A 15876-nucleotide genomic window follows, 5' to 3' on the forward strand; every position below is an offset into this window, starting at 1 on the left:
CCCGAGTGCCGGAACGGGAAGGTTCGCGCGGCACGATAGGCCGTCCAAATGGTCGGCGATTGGAAAAAACGTGGAGCCGACTGCTCCGGGGCCGTTCGTGGTGACCTCAGTCGAAGGACACGCCCGGTGCCCCAATCAGAGACAGCCGTTCCATGCGCTCCTTCCGCGCCGGCCCGTCGAGCTCCTCCCAGAGTGTCTCGACCTGCTCGGCCACGTCGGACTGGACCTCCCCCCGGAGGACCGAGAGGAAATCAGGCAGGTGGGCGATGTCGAGGTCGAGCGGCTTGATGGATTTGAGGAACCTCTTGTAGCCGTTCCGCCGCCTCGTGTTGAGGAGGAAGAGGAAGACCTCCTTCCAGACGAGGTCGTCGGAGGCAAATGAGAAATCTTCCTCAAGGAGGAGCTTTGAGGCCTTCCCGCCGTTTCGCAGCTCGTGGGTGTAGAGCCCCTTGGCCTGGGCGGCCTTCCGGATGATGTCGTAGAGCTGGATGGCGATGTGGCGCAAGACCTTGCCAAGGAAGGCACGGATGCGGGGCGAGTTTCCCGGATAGACGAAGAATCCATCGTCCGTCACATCGATGCGCAGGTGCTTGCCGAGGAAGGCGAGGAATGCCGCCTTGTCCTTGGCAGCATCAGACACACTCGAGAGATTGAACCGGTCGTAGCGATGCGATTTGTAAAAGGTCGCAAGCAGGGCGATGAACTCGTTGTGGCAAGGCGAGAGGTTGACGGTTACCCGCTTCCTCACCCTGCGCATCAGTTCGCCGTGGTTGTGTGTCCGCAGGTCATCTTCGAACGCCGTGATGTCGGTTTCGTCCGTGAACTCCAGGAGGACGACGGCCACCTTCAGCAAGCGCTCAAGACCCACCGCGAGGTTGTAGAGCACAGGGAAGACGTCCGACTCTTCCCGGAAGTCATGCAGGTCGCGAAGGTTCCGCAAGCCGTCGTACATGAAGCCGCAGGCGACATCGAGTTCGGTGCCAAGCTGGAAGTTCTGCCAGTACTGCGTCCGGGTCATGTCCATGCGCGTCTCCACCGGACCTGCCTGGCCCGCCTGCAACCATTATCCACCACGCGGCGTGCTGCGCAGGTCTGCGTTTGGCCCCAGCGACGCAGCACCACTCGTTGCATGATTGCGATTTTTTTTGCCTGCTTCCAACCTCATTGCCCGCCAAGACCAAGAAATGCCGAAAACGTGCATGCCGCCAATTGCCGCATCCGGATGACTTCCCGATGATAGTGTGGCCATGCGCCCGCATGGCTTCACGGACAACAGGGAAGAGATGAACAGCACGACCGCGACGACCATGTTCTAGCTCGTCTACAACACGCTCAAAGACCTTGAACACGAGGTCAGAAAACAGTTCGGTACGAATACGGATGCCGTCCTGAAAAAGGAGATGGATACGCTCAGCGCCAATTACCGGCGGCTCGAAGACGCAACCGCGACACCCATCAATTACGCCCCTGCGGCCACGCGGTTTGCCTACGTCTACTCGTACGTTGCGGCACACGCCGATTATGTCCGACAGGTCCTCGAGATGGCCGACGAGCACATTGACGATCTGCTTCTCCGTCAGCAGTATCCCCTCGTTTCGTGCATCGGCGGTGGCCCGGGCAGCGAAATGCTCGGCACGCTGCAGTACGTTCTCAACCACCACAACCGCCAGACCCAGTCGCTCATGTTTTACCTGTGCGACAAGGAGGGTGCGTGGGCGGACGCATGGAGTGAAATCGGACGCCATCTGGGCACGCTCATCAATGTGACGAGCACCGTGCAGCCGATTGATGTGCTCTTGCCCCACACCTATCGGGACCAGCGAAAATTCCTCAAAGCCGACCTTTTTGTCAGCTCCTACTTCTTTTCCGAAGTCGCAAGGTTCGGCGCGCAAACCGACGCTTTCTGGGACGATATCGGCCAGAACGCAAAGGCAGGTGCAAAGTTCGTGGTTCTGGACAACGATTCCCCCGGCTTTGTTGCCTTCATTCGGGCAGCGATGCAGCGGGCCGGCTTCCGCAAGCTCGAGGAAAAGGGTGTGTCGATGTGGCCCCGCTCTTCTGAGCAGATGTCTGACTTGAAGGAATATCTGGACCGTTTCGGGCGCTCGCCCCGGCTGAAAGCGAAGCTTTGGTATGGCGTGTTTGAAAAGGTATAGCAATGCCTGACCTGTTCGACCTTTCAGGGGACCGGGTACCGCTGGCGGACGCGGACGTCCGCCTGTTTCCGGATGCCCTCGGTCCCGATGAGGCCGATTTTGCCTTCCGCAGGCTTCTCTCGCACACCCCTTGGGAGAGCCGTGAGGTGGTCATCTGGGGCAAGAAGCGCATGCAGCCGAGGCAGATTGCCTGGTATGGCGACGACGGCGCTGCGTACCGCTATTCGGGCGCAACGTTCGCCCCCCTGCCCTGGACCGGCCTCCTTCAACGGTTGCGCAGACGGATGGAAGTCCTCTCGGGCGCGAGGTTCAACAGCGTGCTGTTGAACCTCTACCGCGATGGAAATGACTCAATGGGCTGGCACAGCGACAACGAGCCCGAACTCGGCCCGGAGCCGGTCATTGCGTCACTGACGCTCGGCGCGTCACGGGCATTTCTGTTCCGCCGGCGAAGTGAACAGAACGGCACCCCGGTCAAGGTCATGCTCGCCCACGGAACCATGCTCCTGATGGCCGGTCAAACGCAGGCGAACTGGCAGCATGCCATCAACAAGGAAGCGGGGGTAACCGGTCCGCGCATCAGCCTGACGTTCCGGGCGGTACGCACCCGCAGCGGCAGCAGCGAGGACCGTTCTAAAGGCGCCGGCCCGGCGACGCCGGGCCCCGTGAATCCGAAGCGGCGGTGAGCCTGTCGTGCAGCTGCCTGATGAGGGCAAGCTGTACCGAAGTGCGGAGGTCATGCTCGTCCGGTCGGCGCACGGCACCGAGCGACTTCACTTCTTGCCGCCACCAGGGGCCGGGGGCGCGAAAGCCTGGCAACGCTGCCCGCAGGGCGCTTTCGACCTGCGCCGGGGGCGTTGCAACCACGCCGGATGCCCACTCCTCAATGCGCGCCGCCATGCCGGCTTCGTCCCTTGCGTGGAGTGCGAGGACAACGGCCGTGGACTGTTCGGCGACGAGGTGCGCGCGATAGCACATCATCCAGAACTCCCAGACCTCGTCGACCGTCGACGCCGAGATGCGGTAACCGCCCTCCGCCGGCTCAATCGTCCAAAGGCCCCATGCCTCCTGCTCGACTTGCGGCGTCGGTGTCACGCACCAGCGCCCGAGCAGGAGCTCTTCCGTGGCCTCTTCGATGGTTCCGTACCCCATGGGCCAATCCCCTCAAAAATACACATCTACCCTGGGATTGATTCCTGTCAAGAGCAGAGCGCACCGTTCAGAGGCGGCGCACCGTGCGTCGACAAGCTGCGTGGTCGACGAGACTGTCAAGATGCGCCCGCTCCCGGCGGGCGACGGCATCCCGCACATGACGGCGCAACTCGTGGCCACCTGGCGGGAGGAGATGTCCGAGGCGCACGGCCCTCGTCCGCCACCGGACGGGGACGGGCGGGACGGGAATGGTCCGTACGGGTTCGCGAAGGGCCTGCGGCAGTCGTGTCCCTGCCCCCTCGAGCCATCCCTTGACGGCATCTCCGAGCACACCGTCGTCAAGCCAGCCGGCCACGACCTCGCCTCGCACAACCATCGCGATGTGCGCATGGAAGCAACTGCGCCAGAAGCGGTCGACTTCGTCCAACAGGTCAAAGCGGAATGCCTCACCGGTTCCCTCGTGACGGACAAGCCACCGGTGCCATTCGCTGTCCGGATTGACACGGGTTCGCTGCAATACCCATCCGCAGTGCCCAAGATTTTGCGAGAGCGTCTTTTCGGTCGGTGCCACGGTCGTCTCCTGTGAAAGACCCGTTCTATCCGATGCAGATTTCTCGTCAAGGCATTGGCGGCAACGGCGAGGCCGGCAATTTGCCGCACAAGAGAAAAATGTCACATGCTTTTTTTTCTGAAGTCTTGCTAAAGTCGCCGGGCCTGCTGCCGAAAGCCTATCTGGGCAGCCCATCCAGGATTCCGGACATGACCATCAACACGTCAAACATCACTGCTGGCACCTCCCTTTCCGTGAGCGTTTCCGGCACGGCTTACCTCCAGCGCTCGGCCCAGGCCGGGGTACTCCCAGGTGTGCTCCCACGGCAAAGCGACGAGGTTGTCGACCAGGACGGCAAGGAGACCCCGAGCCAGGCGTTGGCCCGGGTTCCCCAGTCGACCCGGGACGCCATTGAGGAGGCGTTGAAGAAGGTTGACCCGAACGCGTCGCTCGATACCTACGAGGACGGGACATCGTATTCGGGCAATGCAGGTTTGATTCTGCACCTGATTGCCTGATTCCAGACAAACACGCCGCGAAGCAAGGTTACAGAGCGGCTGCTGGCCGGTTTGCGCATGCAGCCAACCGGAGACGAGGTGACATGGGCCCATCCGTGATGTTGCTTACCCGCGTTCATGACGGTGTCCCGACGGACCCGGATTATGAGATTGCCGAAGTCGCCTTCCTTGTCGTCGCCGGAACACCGGGCAAGGCGCTCCGTTGGCGCGAAAGCCGCGCTCGCGAATATGTCATTCGAGCGAAAGGTGGCAGCAAGCAGTGCCTGTCGATGCCAAGCAAGAGCCTCGCCGCAGCGCGAAGCCGCATCCGCAGAATGCGACGATCCATCGATGCCCGGCGTGGCGCATTCTTCCTTCGCAAACCCTCGCTGATTGAGGTGTTCGCGTATCTCGACGTCCGGGAGGCCACCCCGGTCGAAGAGCGCCTCATCAAGACGATGCTCGACGCCCAAACATTCCGCCACGACCCGTCACGGCCAAAGCCTCCCTAGAGGCGCTGGCGCCGACTGCTCCCGTCTGCTCCCTCCAAACGGTCAAGGAGACGATGTTCTTCTTCAAGGAGAACCCGCAGCGCAGCCTCCCGGACCGGATAAGGACTTTCCCGCGTTTCACGAGCGTGGATATGGGACAAGCAAGCGCCATGCCGCCATCGTGCAGGCGACCACTCCTCCGGTGACATCACCCTGCCGCTAAAAGTGTTCCTGCACGCGCCCGGCCCCTGCATGAGCAAGACATCCGGAACGAGTGCTGCCTTTTTTTCAGGTCCTGAAAGCCAGGCACGTGTGGCATCGAACACATCCGCGCCGCCGTCCTGGAGCGCCTCGCGCAGGGCCGTCTCGAACGCCTCACGTGCCAAGCTGTCCACGACAGTCGGATGGTGCTCTTGCATGATGCCCGCAAGGTCATCGACCACGAGCAGAAGCCCGAGGGAGCCTGTCAACGCATAAGGCCAGTTCGCCGGCCAGCTCATCCACGCCGCAGACGGATAGGCGGCCATGACCTCGGGTGTAGCGGGTGCCAGCATGTACCCGGCCGCCGACAACCAGTCGGCCATCTCCTCGGGTCGCTGACGACGGCCGTATGGCACATTGAATTCATCGGGATGAAATGCACGGGCGCGGACGACATCCGGAACATCGTTCAACAGCTCGGTGAAGTCCTCGGCATACTCAATCAGGTTGCCCATGGGAATCCTGGCGGGACCCCCATCCTGGCAAGGACGCGCCTCCGGTCAAGCAGCTGGTCGTCCCGGCAAAGTGACAGGATGTCGCGCGATGACGCACGCCAGCAAGCAACTGCCCCGACAGGGCGAGGCTCGACCGGCCGAGGGACATCATCGCCGAGTCGCCCCGTGCTGGCATGACAGCAGGAGGGGCATACCGGCATCGCCAGACAGGACCAGGCGCGTCATCACAGCGTCCGGAAAGAAAGGATTCCCGGGCAAGGCGTCGGCGGGAGGCCGTCACCCGGGAAGCGTTTGCAACGGGACGCGTCGGGTCAGATGTCGAGAAAGCCCCGGCGAAGCGCGATGGTGACTGCGTGGGTGCGGTCATTGGCACCGAGCTTGGCCATGATGTTTCGCATGTGGGCCTTTACGGTGTCTTCCGTCACCTCGAGCCTGTCTGCGACCGCCCGATTGGAGTTGCCGCTGGCCACCTGCTCGAGAACCTCGACTTCCCGTGCCGTCAGCGAATCGTCCGCAGCATACTCCGCGATTTCCGACGCAACCTCTGCCGGCACCCGCCTTTGTCCGTTGTAGACAGCACGGATGGTGTCGAGGAGGTCGGTGCGAAGGCTCGCCTTGAGCAGATAGGCCTGTGCACCGGCCTTGAGTGCACGGGCCGCCTGGACGTCACCGAGATAGGTGGTGAGCATGACAAACCGTGCATCCGGATGTGCGGCCCGGATTGCCGTGATGACATCGATGCCATTCATGTCCGGAAGGCGAAGGTCCATGATGGTCACATCAGGCCGCTCGGCGTGGAAGCGGTCGATGCCACCCCCGCCGGTTCCCGATTCACCAACGAGCGCCATGTCCGGCTCACTGGCAATCATTGCACCGAGTCCCTCACGGATGAGCGGGTGGTCATCGACAATGAGGATGCGTATGCGCGGACGCTCCGGGGCATTCATGTGGGCACCTTTTGTGTTGCTCCGGCCAAAAGAATCGAACCATCGCCATGATGACGTGGCACGACCATCGCCGCGTCGTCCTTTCGTGTAGTCAAGGCGGTCATTGGCCTCAGACCGCCAGGGCCGGCTCGAGCGCCCCGAGGTATACATGCAAGTCGGCAATGACCGCCGAGCCCTCGCCGACGGCAGCGGCCACGCGCTTGACCGAGCCGTGGCGCACGTCGCCGATGGCAAACACACCAGGCGTACTGGTCATGTATCGGGCTCCGATTACGCCGGCGTCGTCACCGGTGCACACAAAGCCATTTCGGTCGAGAACGACCGTGCCACCGAGCCACCCAGTGTTGGGACTGGCGCCAATCATCACGAAGATATCGCCGACGTCGCATTCGATGACATCGCCCAGGCCCTTCCGCTCGAGAACCACTGTCTCGAGCGTCTCCTCCCCGACAATCCTGCGAAGCTCGGTCTGCAGGTGCACACTGATTCGCGGATTTGAACGGATGCGCTGGACGAGGTAGTGCGACATCGTCGCATCCAGGGACGCGCCGCGCACCGCAAGGTGCACCTCCCTTGCCGTCGCGGCAAGATGGAGCGCCGCCTGCCCGGCAGAGTTGCCCGCCCCGATGACCAGCGCTCCCTTCCCCCTGCACCGCGCTGTCTCGACTGTCGTGGCCGCGTAATGGATGGACCGGCGCTCGAACCGCTCGCTGCCGTCAATGGCGAGCCGACGATAGCGCGCGCCAGTGGCGATGATGACAGTCCGCGCCCTCACCCGCTGGCCATCGGCAAAGACAAGCGAATGGATGCGAGCGTCGGGCTCCATGCGCACAATCTCACGGGAGATTTCAAGGTGCGCACCGAGCCGCTGGGCCTGCACCTCGGCTGCGGACGCAAGCTCCTGGCCAGATACGCCATTGGAAAACCCGAGGTAGTTCTCGATGCGGGAGCTCGTCCCGGCCTGTCCGCCGGGCGCGTTGCCATCAATGACAATCGTGCGCAGGCCTTCGGATGCGGCATAAACGGCCGAGGCCAGGCCGGAGGGACCGGCACCGACGATTGCCACGTCAAAGAGCGCGTCGGCGTCAAAGACGTTGCTGATGCCAAGCGCCCGGGCGACTGCCTCGTTCGATGGATTGTGCAGGATGCGGTTGTCGGACAGAAAGACGACCGGGAGCCCGTTCGGCGGCAGGTCCATCCCGGCAAGCAGCAGTTCCGCCGTGCCGTTCGAGACAGGGTCGAGGACGCGGTGAGGATAGTTGTTGCGGAAAAGGAACTGCTGCAGTCGGGTGGTATCGGGCGCCATTGCCGCGCCGAACACGATGGCGCCGCCCGCGCAGCTCTCAAGCAACAGCGTGCGTCTGTGCATCCAGCATTGGGTGATGACGTCGGCAATGTCGAGTTCGGTGTGAATCAGGCGCCGGAGCGCCTCTGGCGCAATCCTGAGGACGGTGCTTCGGGCAGAAGCCCTGCAGTTGAGCAGTGTCTCCCGCCCGCTGTAGAGGTCGAGTTCGCCGGAGAACTGGCCTTTGATCAGCGTGATGCCTGCCCTTCCGAGCCGGCTCTTTTTCTCCCCGGACAACTGGACGGCACCACTGAGGACGATGACGAAGTCCGCCTCCCGACTGCCACGCTCAAACAGGACCGCGTCCTGCCCGACCGCCTCGATTGTGCCGTACGGCATGAGCCGGCCAATCATCTCGCTGGAGAAGGCAAACGCACCGCCCTCTCCACCCTTCGCACGACGCGAACTGCGGGACCCGCCAGCTTTCTTCTTGTCCATCACCGCCTTCCTTAAAAAATTGTGGAGTCCGCACCCGTCGGTGGCACTTCGCTCCAACGCCGTTGCACTCGTCAGCCCGCGCGTCTCTTCCTGCGCTCGGCAAAGGCAATCGACGCGGGGAGGATGAGCTCGAGCCGGGTGCCTGACGGGTCCGCTGAGAGGACCTTGAGCCGACCGCCGATGCCTGCCGCCCGTTCATGCATGCCGCGCAGGCCCCAATGTCCGGGACGGCCACCCGCCGCCAGGACGTCCGCAGGTATGCCGCCTCCATCGTCTGCAATGATGAGATGCACGGCCCTTGGCCTGAACAGGACCGAGATGCAGACTTCCGATGCGCGCGCGTGCCTTGCCACGTTGGTCAGTGCTTCGCGCGCGATAGCATCGAATTCGAGATGGACCGAAGGCGAAAGCGGCCTTGCCTTGCCGGTTTCGACAAACGCGACGGCAACCGCAGTGTCGACAAGGCTCATGTGTGCGATGTGCTGCAGACGCGTCATGAGGTCTGCGTCGTCGGGTGCATCCGACCTCAGGTCCTGGACGCGGTTTCGCCCCTCTACCATCAACTGGTCTGCCTGCCGGAGGGCAAGCTCCATGCGTTCGCTCAGGTCAGGCTGGTCGACAACCTGCCTTGCCAATGCCGAAAACTTCATGGCGAGGCCCTGCACCCCCTGCAAGAGGGTGTCGTGCAACTCGCGCGAGATGCGCAGCCGCTCGCCATAGCGCCCGGAGAGACGGGCGCGGACCTCGGTCTCGGCGGCGCGCACCCTCAGCTGCACCAGCACGAGAAGGCACGTGACCACTGCGAGGAGGCAAAGCAGACGAAACCAGAGCGTCTGGTATACCAGCGGCAGGACGTCGAGCTCCAGCGGTGTCGCCAGCGTCGTCCACGTCCCCGCACCGTTGGACGCCATCACCTCAAAGCGGTACTTGCCATTCTTCAGGCCTGTGTATATGGCTTCCGTGCCACGCCCCGCATCACGCCAGGCCTTGTCCTCACCATCGAGGCGATAGCGGTAACGGACCTGCTCGGGTGCGGCGAGGTTGACGCCCACGTACCCGATGGACAACGTATGGGTCCCTGCGGGAATTGCCTCGCCAGCATGAAGGGGCACACTGTCGGCCTCAATGGAACGGATGCTGACCTTGCTCGGCGGGCGCAAGGGCGTTTTCTGTCCGAGGTCGATGTATGCGATGTAGCGGGAGATGGAAAACCAGGCGCGCCCTGCCCCGTCGAGGACCGCACTGGGACGCACATACGGTGAACGGCCACCCGAGAGGTCGCCGCCCGAAAACGACTGGACCTCGATGACGTGCGCTGGGTCCGCCAGGGCCTGGCCAACCTCGCCGGCCGAAAGCAGTGCAACGCCTTCCTCGCCGTTGACCCAGACATCCCCATTGGGCGCCTCCACGAGTCCGGAGACATTATGGACGGTGAGCGGGTCGTCGGTCCGCAAGGTCCGAAAGCGCTGCCCGTCAAAAAAGGCTATGCCCTTCGCCCCGCCAGCAAACACTCCCCTCGAACTGTCGAGGAACACCTCAACCATGCCAACGTCCCCATCCCAGCGCCGAATGGTGTTGCCCTGCAACGAGGCAAGGGGTCCGTCCGCATAACCGAGCCAGACACGCCCCCTGCGGTCGGTCAGCATTGCAACCGGCTCGTCGACGTCGTTGAGGTCGCCCTGGTCAATGGATGACCATGTGCCGTTTGCATAGCGCCACAGCCCCTCATAGGACACCAGGATGCCGTCTGCATCCCCGGTGATGGCCTGCGCGGTAAACGAGCCTTTTTTCGGAAGGGAAATCTCCTCGAAGTGTTTCCCGCCAGGCCTTGCAACGCCGAATCCCGACGGATTGCTGGTGGCAGCCCACAGGGCCCCGTCGGGGGCCCCGTAGAGCGTCGACCACTGCCGCTCCGTTGCATGGACCGTGTCTTCGCCAGTGCCGACGAGGCGCAGCGGCGTGTGCCAGCCGGCAATCCACACATGCCCGGCAGGGCCCGCAGCGAGCTTGAGTTGATGCTCCGGAATGCTGTCGAACTTGTGGAGCGTCGGCGGAGTGAAGCGGTCAAGGCCATCCTTGCCGGCAAACCAGACATTGCCAAAACTGTCGCGGCGGACAAGATAGGCCGAGTCGCTGGTCAGACCGTTGGCTGCGGTGAACCCTTCGACGGTCCAGGCGTGCGACCCATCCGACGAGGGGTCGGCGGACGGTCGCACATGCAACGCACCCGAGAAGGATGCGACCCAAACCGATCCGTCGGCATCGAGCCAGAGGTTGCCCCGCCCCACGGGCCCGCAGGGGACGGGAACGGCCAACTCTTCCGCGCGGTGGCCCGGCAGGTTAAGGCGACGGAGCGTGCACCCACGACCCACTGCATGCGCGGCAGAAGGTGCCTCACGACGGGCAAGGGCCCACATCGAATGGTCCGGTGCTTCGTGGAGCACATCGGCCGACCAACCGCGTGTTGGAATCTCGTGCGGTGAGCGCTCACCTCTTGCCAGCCAGGAAATCTTTCCTGGCGACGCGCCCCAAAGGGTATCGGCCGAGTCCATGGAGAAGCGGGTGTCGCGCCGGATGCCGTAGCGCACCACCCACGTTGAGCCCTGCAGCACAAAAATGCCGCCGGCCTCGGTTTCCGCATACACACTTCCTGATGAATCCTCGAAGATGGATTCGATGTCGGTGTTGGGCAGACCCGTGTCATGACCAAAGACCCGGGTCCCGCCTGTACCAACACTCGCAATGTCGCCCGTGGTGTATCCCACCCAGACCGTTCCATCCCTTGCCGTCATCAGGGCGGTCGGGATATCGAGCGGCAACTCCGGTTGACCTGCCGGAGACCGGTAGGGCGCCATGCGCAGACCATCAAAGGTGAGGAGCTTGCTGCCGCTGACAAGCCACAGCAGTCCATCGGATGACTCGGTCATCAGGATGATTTCGTTCGGCGCCTCATGCAGGAAGCGTTGCGCGAAATGGTCGTACTGGGACAACGGCAAAGACGGGGCGGCTGGTGTGCCTGCGGACAGACACCACAGTGACAGCAGCATCCACACCTGCCAACGCCATGCAAGGGCCCGCAACACCGCCAAACGACAACTCCTGTGTTCCACGGTGGCAACGATACTTCCGCGCACTGCGCGCACGGGGCACCGCATGCCCGAGCGGCGCGAGCACTCGCGGGATGGCCTTGATCACTCCACTGAACCGCGCGACCGACGCCGAAGTCGCTGACGCGGGTACTCAAAACGCCAGCCAAGCGGATAGTCAATTCATAATATGAAGCCTGTCATGGCCGACTGTCAATTGAGCCTGGGCTTGGCAGCCGGGAGCGATGCTGGATGGGGCGAACAGCCCCGTCCAATCCTGCCCTGAGCCGGGTCACCGGAGGGACCGGGCCGTCGCTGGCATCAACCCAAAGGGACGCATCTACCACAAAAAAAGATCTATTGACAAGACGTCAGAAAGCCGTACGATATACGCAACATATCCGTACAAGGTACACGCCATGGACAAGACCAAGCTGACCGTGAACCTGTCTGACGACGTCACCCAGGCACTCCGCGCACTCGCGGCAGAGAAAGGCATCAGTCTCACGGAAGTCCTCCGGCAGGCCATCAGCATGGAGCGGTTCCTCAGTCAGGAAGTCAATGAGGGAAAGAAGATCCTCATTGAGGACAAGGACGGCAGCATGCGTCAGGTCATCTTCCGGTAAGCCAAACAAGACAGAAGGATGGTCAGCATGGAAGACTTGGGCGACATCGAATTGTTTGACGAGGTCAGCACCACCCCGTATGTGCCCGTCGCCGCGACACATCTGACAATCACCCAGTCGCCGCCACCAAAGACCGAGCCATACAATGCCGGGAAAGCCATGGACGAGGCGCGCCGCAAGCTCGCCTACCTCCTTGCATGGCTGTTGGCGGTCATCTGCTGCTTTACGTTGTTTTGTGTTGCGGTCGGCGCAGACTTCGACCACCTGAAGGGCATCCTCGAGCTCGTCATCGGGCCCGTTGGCTCACTCGTTGGCGCCGCGACCGGCTTTTACTTCGGAAGCCAGGCGAAGTAGCCCAGGACGCAACAGCATCCGGTCGGTGCATTGACACTCCCCCGTCCACATCCAGGCTTGTCGATGCCACCGACAACGCAGGGCACGGATTCCAATCCGCCCGAAACACAGGGCCGGCACCAGCCACCCTCCTGTCGACGCCCGACTCAACGCCCACCGCACTGCCCTAGTCGCCGACGCGGCAGTCGTCGTACCGCCCGACGAAGCATCACCCTTGAATGGGCCGCGTCTTTTGCGCGGTGTGATGTGCCCGCGAACCTGTTGTCCCGGGCCATGCCGTCAAGCGAAGACGTCCCGAGCCGGCGTGACCGGGAAGTCCAGCAGTCGGATGGCATCGAGCACCTGCTTCTTGGGTGCATCCATGCCGTAACTTGCATGGTGCTCGTCGTCGAGGTCGTGGCCAACATACGCCGCGCGCACTTCCGCCTGGACGCCCTTGGCCTGAAGGGTTTGAATCAGGGTCTTGCGGAAACTGTGGAAACCGAGTTTGCCCGTTTCGGGCTTGACCAGCAGTTCGCCAAGATGGCGGCCGAAGGCCTTGGACAACCAGTCACCCTTGCCGTTTGTGGCCGCCCCGGCTTTTGTGGCACGACGACCCACGCGGGGAAACAGGCGCTTTTCGCCTTCAGCCCGCAAGCGTTCAACGCGCTTCAAGAGTCCCATCTTGATGAACTCGGGGTGGACGGGAATGACGCGATTGGAAAAATCGTTCTTCGTGCTCTGCCCGTCGCCCTCATCCGTAATCCGCAGACAGGGAATGCCGTCGACGTCAAAAAAGTCGTCGAGCATGAGCTGGCCAATTTCGGAAACCCGCGCGCCGGTGAAAAGTCCCATCCACACACCAAGGCGGGCTTCGGGTTCAATCTTTTTGAGATTGTCCGGCGCAAAGAGGACCTTGAGCTGTGCGTCGGTAAATGGTTTGAAGCCATGCTTTTTCCGCAGGCGCTTTTCACGCGCACCATAGGTCGCGTGACCCGAGGCCGGGTTGTCGTTCCTGGGAAAGTCGACAAAGCCTTTTCCTTTTGCCCATTCGAGAAAGCCCCGCAGATACGACAGCCGGTTGACGATGGTCGGTGTGGCGAGGTTTCTCGCACGCAGTTCCGACACCCATCCCCCAATGACCACCCGCGTGCAGTCGTGGACGGGGGTGTCTGCACCTGCGGTCCGAACGAAATCTTCAAGCGCCTGGCGCTTTGACACGAGGGTCTTGCCACGGGTCGACTGCTGGATGTCCTTGACCCACTGCGTGACTGCTTTTTCGAGGAGCATGACGGCACTGGGGGCTGCAGGGGCAAGCACCGAGCGCTGTGCAGCAATGGTCGTGTGCGCGACTGATGTGGGTGCTGCGGGAGAACGTGCATCCGTGGGTGCGCTGTCGCGCATCAACGTCTGGACCATGGCTTCCTTGTGCATGTCGCCAATGCGGGCGATGGCCTCCATCGCCTCCATGTGGTCGGCGGCGTCCCTGGTTTCGAGTTCGACGGACCCGTCGGCGCCGACTTTCAGTTTGTACGTCTTGCCATTCCGGTTGAGGAATGCGGCGAGCTCATCGACGTTCCACTTCTTCCCTGCCATGCCACGCGTCCTGACGACCGATTGGAGCTCATCATACGCACGCCAAAGTTCGAGGGCGAGGTCACGCGCAGGACCGAGGTCTCGCGTGGAAAGACTTTTCTTGATGACGGCGTGTGGGAACAACACACGAAGAACAACCGGCACTCTCCGCCGGAAATGGAAGATGCCACTGGGTGACCGGACCAGGTAGTGCGGGATGCGCATCGGGACTCCAATGTGTCCCGAAATGTGTCCCGATGGCGGTTTGGCAGGTCAAGTGCAAGTGACTGATTTTATTACCAAAAAATCAGCTTGGCGGAGAGAGTGGGATTCGAACCCACGGTAGGCTTACACCTACGGCAGTTTTCAAGACTGCTGCCTTAAACCACTCGGCCATCTCTCCGTATTTTCAGCGCTCCCGCTGTTGCAGCCGGAGGTAAAGCAAGGCATGCCGGGATTGCCCCGGCCGGGCAATTGTACCCGAACCGTCTAGCGAATGGCTCCGGAAGCCCATTCACGAACGCCCCAGAAAAGACAAAGCCCCGCCGAAGCGGGGCTTTGGACGAAGAACCGACACACGCCTGAGCGCCCGCCGGTCCTGCCACCGGTGCTTTGGTGGTCTTGAGAGCCGGACAGCGCCGGCAGGACGCTTCGATGTTACCGCAAGATACTGCTTAGCTAATAGCTTCAATCCCAGCCATATACGGCCGCAGCACCTCGGGAACCTCAATGCTCCCATCCTTCTGCTGATAATTCTCCATCACAGCCACAAGGGTGCGGCCAACAGCCAGCCCCGAGCCGTTGAGGGTGTGCACCAACTCCGGCTTGCCAGTAGCCGGATTCCGCCAACGCGCCTGCATGCGCCGCGCCTGGAAATCCGTGCAGTTGGAGCAGCTCGAGATCTCGCGATAGGTCTGCTGGCTAGGCAGCCAGACTTCCAGGTCGTACGTCTTGGCCGCCGCGAAGCCCATGTCGCCCGTGCAAAGCATCACCTTCCGATACGGCAGGCCAAGCTTCTGCAGCACGGTCTCGGCGTGACCCACCATTTCCTCCAGCGCGGCCATCGAGTGCTCGGGCGCCGTCACCTGCACCATCTCCACCTTCTCGAACTGATGCTGGCGGATCATGCCGCGGGTATCACGGCCATAGCTGCCAGCCTCGGCACGGAAGCACATGGAGTGCGCGGTCATGCGCATCGGCAGCTGGTCGGCTTCGACGATGCTGTCGCGAACCAGGTTGGTCAGCGCCACTTCCGAGGTCGGAATGAGGTAGCGCTTCTTGTCGTCGACATTCACGCCGAACAGGTCTTCCTCGAACTTCGGCAGCTGGCTGGTGCCGTACATCGCATCCGCGTTCACGATCAGCGGGATGTTGTGTTCCAGGTAGCCGTGCTGGGTGGTGTGCAGGTCCAGCATGAACTGGGCGAGCGCACGGTGTAGGTGGGCCAGCTGGCCGCGCAGCACGGTGAAGCGGGCGCCGCTGAGCTTGGCGCCGGCATCGGCATCGAGCCAGCCATGGCGGGCGCCCAGGTCCACGTGATCCTGCACCGGGAAATCGAACGCCCGGGCGTGGCCCCAGCGCAGGATTTCCACGTTGTCGGTCTCGTCCTTGCCGATCGCCACCTCGGCATCCGGCAGGTTAGGGATGCCCGCGCTGATATCGGCCAGCTTGGCCTGAACCTCGGCCAGGGCCTGCTCGTTGGCCTTCAGGGTGTCGCCGATACCGGCCACCTCGGCCATGAGCGGGGCCACATCCTCACCCTTGGCTTTCGCCTGGCCAATGGCCTTGGAACGGGTGTTACGCAGGTTCTGCAGCTCCTGGGTCTCCGTGGAGAGAGCCTTGCGCTCGGATTCCAGGCGCTCGATCGTGGCGACATCGAGGTCGAAATGACGGGCGGCGCGGAGGCGTTCTGCCGTTTCGGCAAGGCGGCCGCGCAGGAGTGCGGGATCCAGCATGGGGAGCGT

Annotated in this window: 16 protein-coding genes, 1 tRNA gene and 1 pseudogene; 7 read left to right on the top strand and 11 right to left on the bottom strand. The window is 62.6% G+C overall.

What is annotated here, in order from left to right; genetic code table 11:
* Positions 1-106: 106 nt before the first annotated feature.
* Together L2Y97_RS13380 and L2Y97_RS13385 are read right to left on the bottom strand one after the other, a co-directional pair.
* Positions 107-1024 carry a hypothetical protein gene (locus L2Y97_RS13380; RefSeq protein ID WP_247427320.1) on the bottom strand — a complete coding sequence of 306 codons (918 nt, stop codon included), beginning with the start codon at positions 1022-1024 and terminating at the stop codon, positions 107-109.
* Positions 1025-1063: 39 nt separating this feature from the next.
* Positions 1064-1309, bottom strand: coding sequence for a hypothetical protein (locus L2Y97_RS13385; protein WP_247427322.1), 246 nt, complete (start codon positions 1307-1309; stop codon positions 1064-1066).
* Positions 1310-1400: 91 nt separating this feature from the next.
* On the opposite strand from L2Y97_RS13385, the gene L2Y97_RS13390 reads away from it, so the two are divergent.
* Entirely contained in the window at positions 1401-2156 is a 756-nt protein-coding gene (locus L2Y97_RS13390; protein ID WP_247427325.1) for a hypothetical protein, read from the top strand.
* A 2-nt stretch (positions 2157-2158) separates the two neighbouring features.
* A complete protein-coding gene (locus L2Y97_RS13395; RefSeq protein WP_247427327.1) occupies positions 2159-2842 on the top strand; it encodes an alpha-ketoglutarate-dependent dioxygenase AlkB family protein in 684 nt (227 codons plus the stop codon).
* Here L2Y97_RS13395 and L2Y97_RS13400 read toward each other — a convergent pair.
* A complete protein-coding gene (locus L2Y97_RS13400) occupies positions 2790-3308 on the bottom strand; it encodes a hypothetical protein (RefSeq protein ID WP_247427330.1) in 519 nt (172 codons plus the stop codon). The two genes, L2Y97_RS13395 and L2Y97_RS13400, sit on opposite strands and share 53 nt — an antisense overlap.
* Positions 3309-3408: 100 nt before the next feature.
* On the opposite strand from L2Y97_RS13400, the gene L2Y97_RS13405 reads away from it, so the two are divergent.
* The 3 genes from L2Y97_RS13405 to L2Y97_RS13415 all read left to right on the top strand — a co-directional run bounded on the left by L2Y97_RS13405 (position 3409) and on the right by L2Y97_RS13415 (position 4867).
* Complete coding sequence (locus L2Y97_RS13405) at positions 3409-3894, top strand: hypothetical protein (protein WP_247427333.1); 486 nt, start codon at positions 3409-3411, stop codon at positions 3892-3894.
* Positions 3891-4376 carry a hypothetical protein gene (locus tag L2Y97_RS13410; RefSeq protein ID WP_247427335.1) on the top strand — a complete coding sequence of 162 codons (486 nt, stop codon included), beginning with the start codon at positions 3891-3893 and terminating at the stop codon, positions 4374-4376. Before L2Y97_RS13405 ends, L2Y97_RS13410 begins: the two co-directional genes overlap by 4 nt.
* An 83-nt stretch (positions 4377-4459) precedes the next feature.
* A complete protein-coding gene (locus L2Y97_RS13415; RefSeq protein ID WP_247427338.1) occupies positions 4460-4867 on the top strand; it encodes a hypothetical protein in 408 nt (135 codons plus the stop codon).
* On the opposite strand, the gene L2Y97_RS13420 is transcribed toward L2Y97_RS13415, so the two are convergent.
* The 4 genes from L2Y97_RS13420 to L2Y97_RS13435 form a co-directional block, all read right to left on the bottom strand.
* Positions 4864-5562, bottom strand: coding sequence for a hypothetical protein (locus L2Y97_RS13420; RefSeq protein ID WP_247427340.1), 699 nt, complete (start codon positions 5560-5562; stop codon positions 4864-4866). The genes L2Y97_RS13415 and L2Y97_RS13420 overlap by 4 nt on opposite strands.
* A gap of 311 nt (positions 5563-5873) precedes the next feature.
* Entirely contained in the window at positions 5874-6509 is a 636-nt protein-coding gene (locus tag L2Y97_RS13425; protein WP_247427343.1) for a response regulator, read from the bottom strand.
* A 109-nt stretch (positions 6510-6618) separates the two neighbouring features.
* Positions 6619-8292, bottom strand: coding sequence for an FAD-dependent oxidoreductase (locus tag L2Y97_RS13430; RefSeq protein WP_247427346.1), 1674 nt, complete (start codon positions 8290-8292; stop codon positions 6619-6621).
* Positions 8293-8363: 71 nt separating this feature from the next.
* Positions 8364-11339 carry a sensor histidine kinase gene (locus tag L2Y97_RS13435; protein WP_247427348.1) on the bottom strand — a complete coding sequence of 992 codons (2976 nt, stop codon included), beginning with the start codon at positions 11337-11339 and terminating at the stop codon, positions 8364-8366.
* A gap of 458 nt (positions 11340-11797) precedes the next feature.
* Between L2Y97_RS13435 and L2Y97_RS13440 the strand changes: the two genes are divergently transcribed.
* Both L2Y97_RS13440 and L2Y97_RS13445 read left to right on the top strand, forming a co-directional pair.
* Positions 11798-12004: a ribbon-helix-helix protein, CopG family gene (locus tag L2Y97_RS13440; protein WP_247427351.1), complete on the top strand. Its 207-nt coding sequence runs from the start codon at positions 11798-11800 to the stop codon at positions 12002-12004.
* 27 nt (positions 12005-12031) lie between these two features.
* Positions 12032-12358: a hypothetical protein gene (locus L2Y97_RS13445; RefSeq protein ID WP_247427354.1), complete on the top strand. Its 327-nt coding sequence runs from the start codon at positions 12032-12034 to the stop codon at positions 12356-12358.
* 279 nt (positions 12359-12637) lie between these two features.
* Here L2Y97_RS13445 and L2Y97_RS13450 read toward each other — a convergent pair whose 3' ends face one another.
* The 4 genes and pseudogenes from L2Y97_RS13450 to serS form a co-directional block, all read right to left on the bottom strand.
* Positions 12638-13933, bottom strand: a complete 1296-nt coding sequence (locus tag L2Y97_RS13450; protein ID WP_247427357.1) for a site-specific integrase — start codon at positions 13931-13933, stop codon at positions 12638-12640.
* Between the two features lie 84 nt (positions 13934-14017).
* Positions 14018-14137, bottom strand: a pseudogene (locus L2Y97_RS22550) (DUF6538 domain-containing protein); the annotation flags it as partial.
* A gap of 88 nt (positions 14138-14225) precedes the next feature.
* A tRNA-Ser gene (locus L2Y97_RS13455) sits at positions 14226-14315 on the bottom strand.
* A 271-nt stretch (positions 14316-14586) separates the two neighbouring features.
* The gene (gene serS, locus L2Y97_RS13460) at positions 14587-15867 is read right to left on the bottom strand and encodes a serine--tRNA ligase (protein ID WP_247427360.1); all 1281 of its coding nucleotides are present in this window, start codon (positions 15865-15867) and stop codon (positions 14587-14589) included.
* Positions 15868-15876 lie beyond the last annotated feature (9 nt).

The sequence above is a fragment of the Luteibacter aegosomatissinici genome (genome assembly GCF_023078495.1).
Taxonomy (GTDB): Bacteria; Pseudomonadota; Gammaproteobacteria; order Xanthomonadales; family Rhodanobacteraceae; genus Luteibacter; species Luteibacter aegosomatissinici.

Bases quoted from the DNA above. Each gene is read 5' to 3' on its own strand.
- L2Y97_RS13380 (WP_247427320.1), bottom strand. From the start codon at position 1,024: ATGGACATGACCCGGACGCAGTACTGGCAGAACTTCCAGCTTGGCACC.
- L2Y97_RS13385 (WP_247427322.1), bottom strand. From the start codon at position 1,309: ATGGTCGTCGCGGTCGTGCTGTTCATCTCTTCCCTGTTGTCCGTGAAG.
- L2Y97_RS13390 (WP_247427325.1), top strand. From the start codon at position 1,401: ATGGATACGCTCAGCGCCAATTACCGGCGGCTCGAAGACGCAACCGCG.
- L2Y97_RS13395 (WP_247427327.1), top strand. From the start codon at position 2,159: ATGCCTGACCTGTTCGACCTTTCAGGGGACCGGGTACCGCTGGCGGAC.
- L2Y97_RS13400 (WP_247427330.1), bottom strand. From the start codon at position 3,308: ATGGGGTACGGAACCATCGAAGAGGCCACGGAAGAGCTCCTGCTCGGG.
- L2Y97_RS13415 (WP_247427338.1), top strand. From the start codon at position 4,460: ATGGGCCCATCCGTGATGTTGCTTACCCGCGTTCATGACGGTGTCCCG.
- L2Y97_RS13420 (WP_247427340.1), bottom strand. From the start codon at position 5,562: ATGGGCAACCTGATTGAGTATGCCGAGGACTTCACCGAGCTGTTGAAC.
- L2Y97_RS13425 (WP_247427343.1), bottom strand. From the start codon at position 6,509: ATGAATGCCCCGGAGCGTCCGCGCATACGCATCCTCATTGTCGATGAC.
- L2Y97_RS13430 (WP_247427346.1), bottom strand. From the start codon at position 8,292: ATGGACAAGAAGAAAGCTGGCGGGTCCCGCAGTTCGCGTCGTGCGAAG.
- L2Y97_RS13435 (WP_247427348.1), bottom strand. From the start codon at position 11,339: ATGCTGCTGTCACTGTGGTGTCTGTCCGCAGGCACACCAGCCGCCCCG.
- L2Y97_RS13440 (WP_247427351.1), top strand. From the start codon at position 11,798: ATGGACAAGACCAAGCTGACCGTGAACCTGTCTGACGACGTCACCCAG.
- L2Y97_RS13445 (WP_247427354.1), top strand. From the start codon at position 12,032: ATGGAAGACTTGGGCGACATCGAATTGTTTGACGAGGTCAGCACCACC.
- L2Y97_RS13450 (WP_247427357.1), bottom strand. From the start codon at position 13,933: ATGGCAGGGAAGAAGTGGAACGTCGATGAGCTCGCCGCATTCCTCAAC.
- serS (WP_247427360.1), bottom strand. From the start codon at position 15,867: ATGCTGGATCCCGCACTCCTGCGCGGCCGCCTTGCCGAAACGGCAGAA.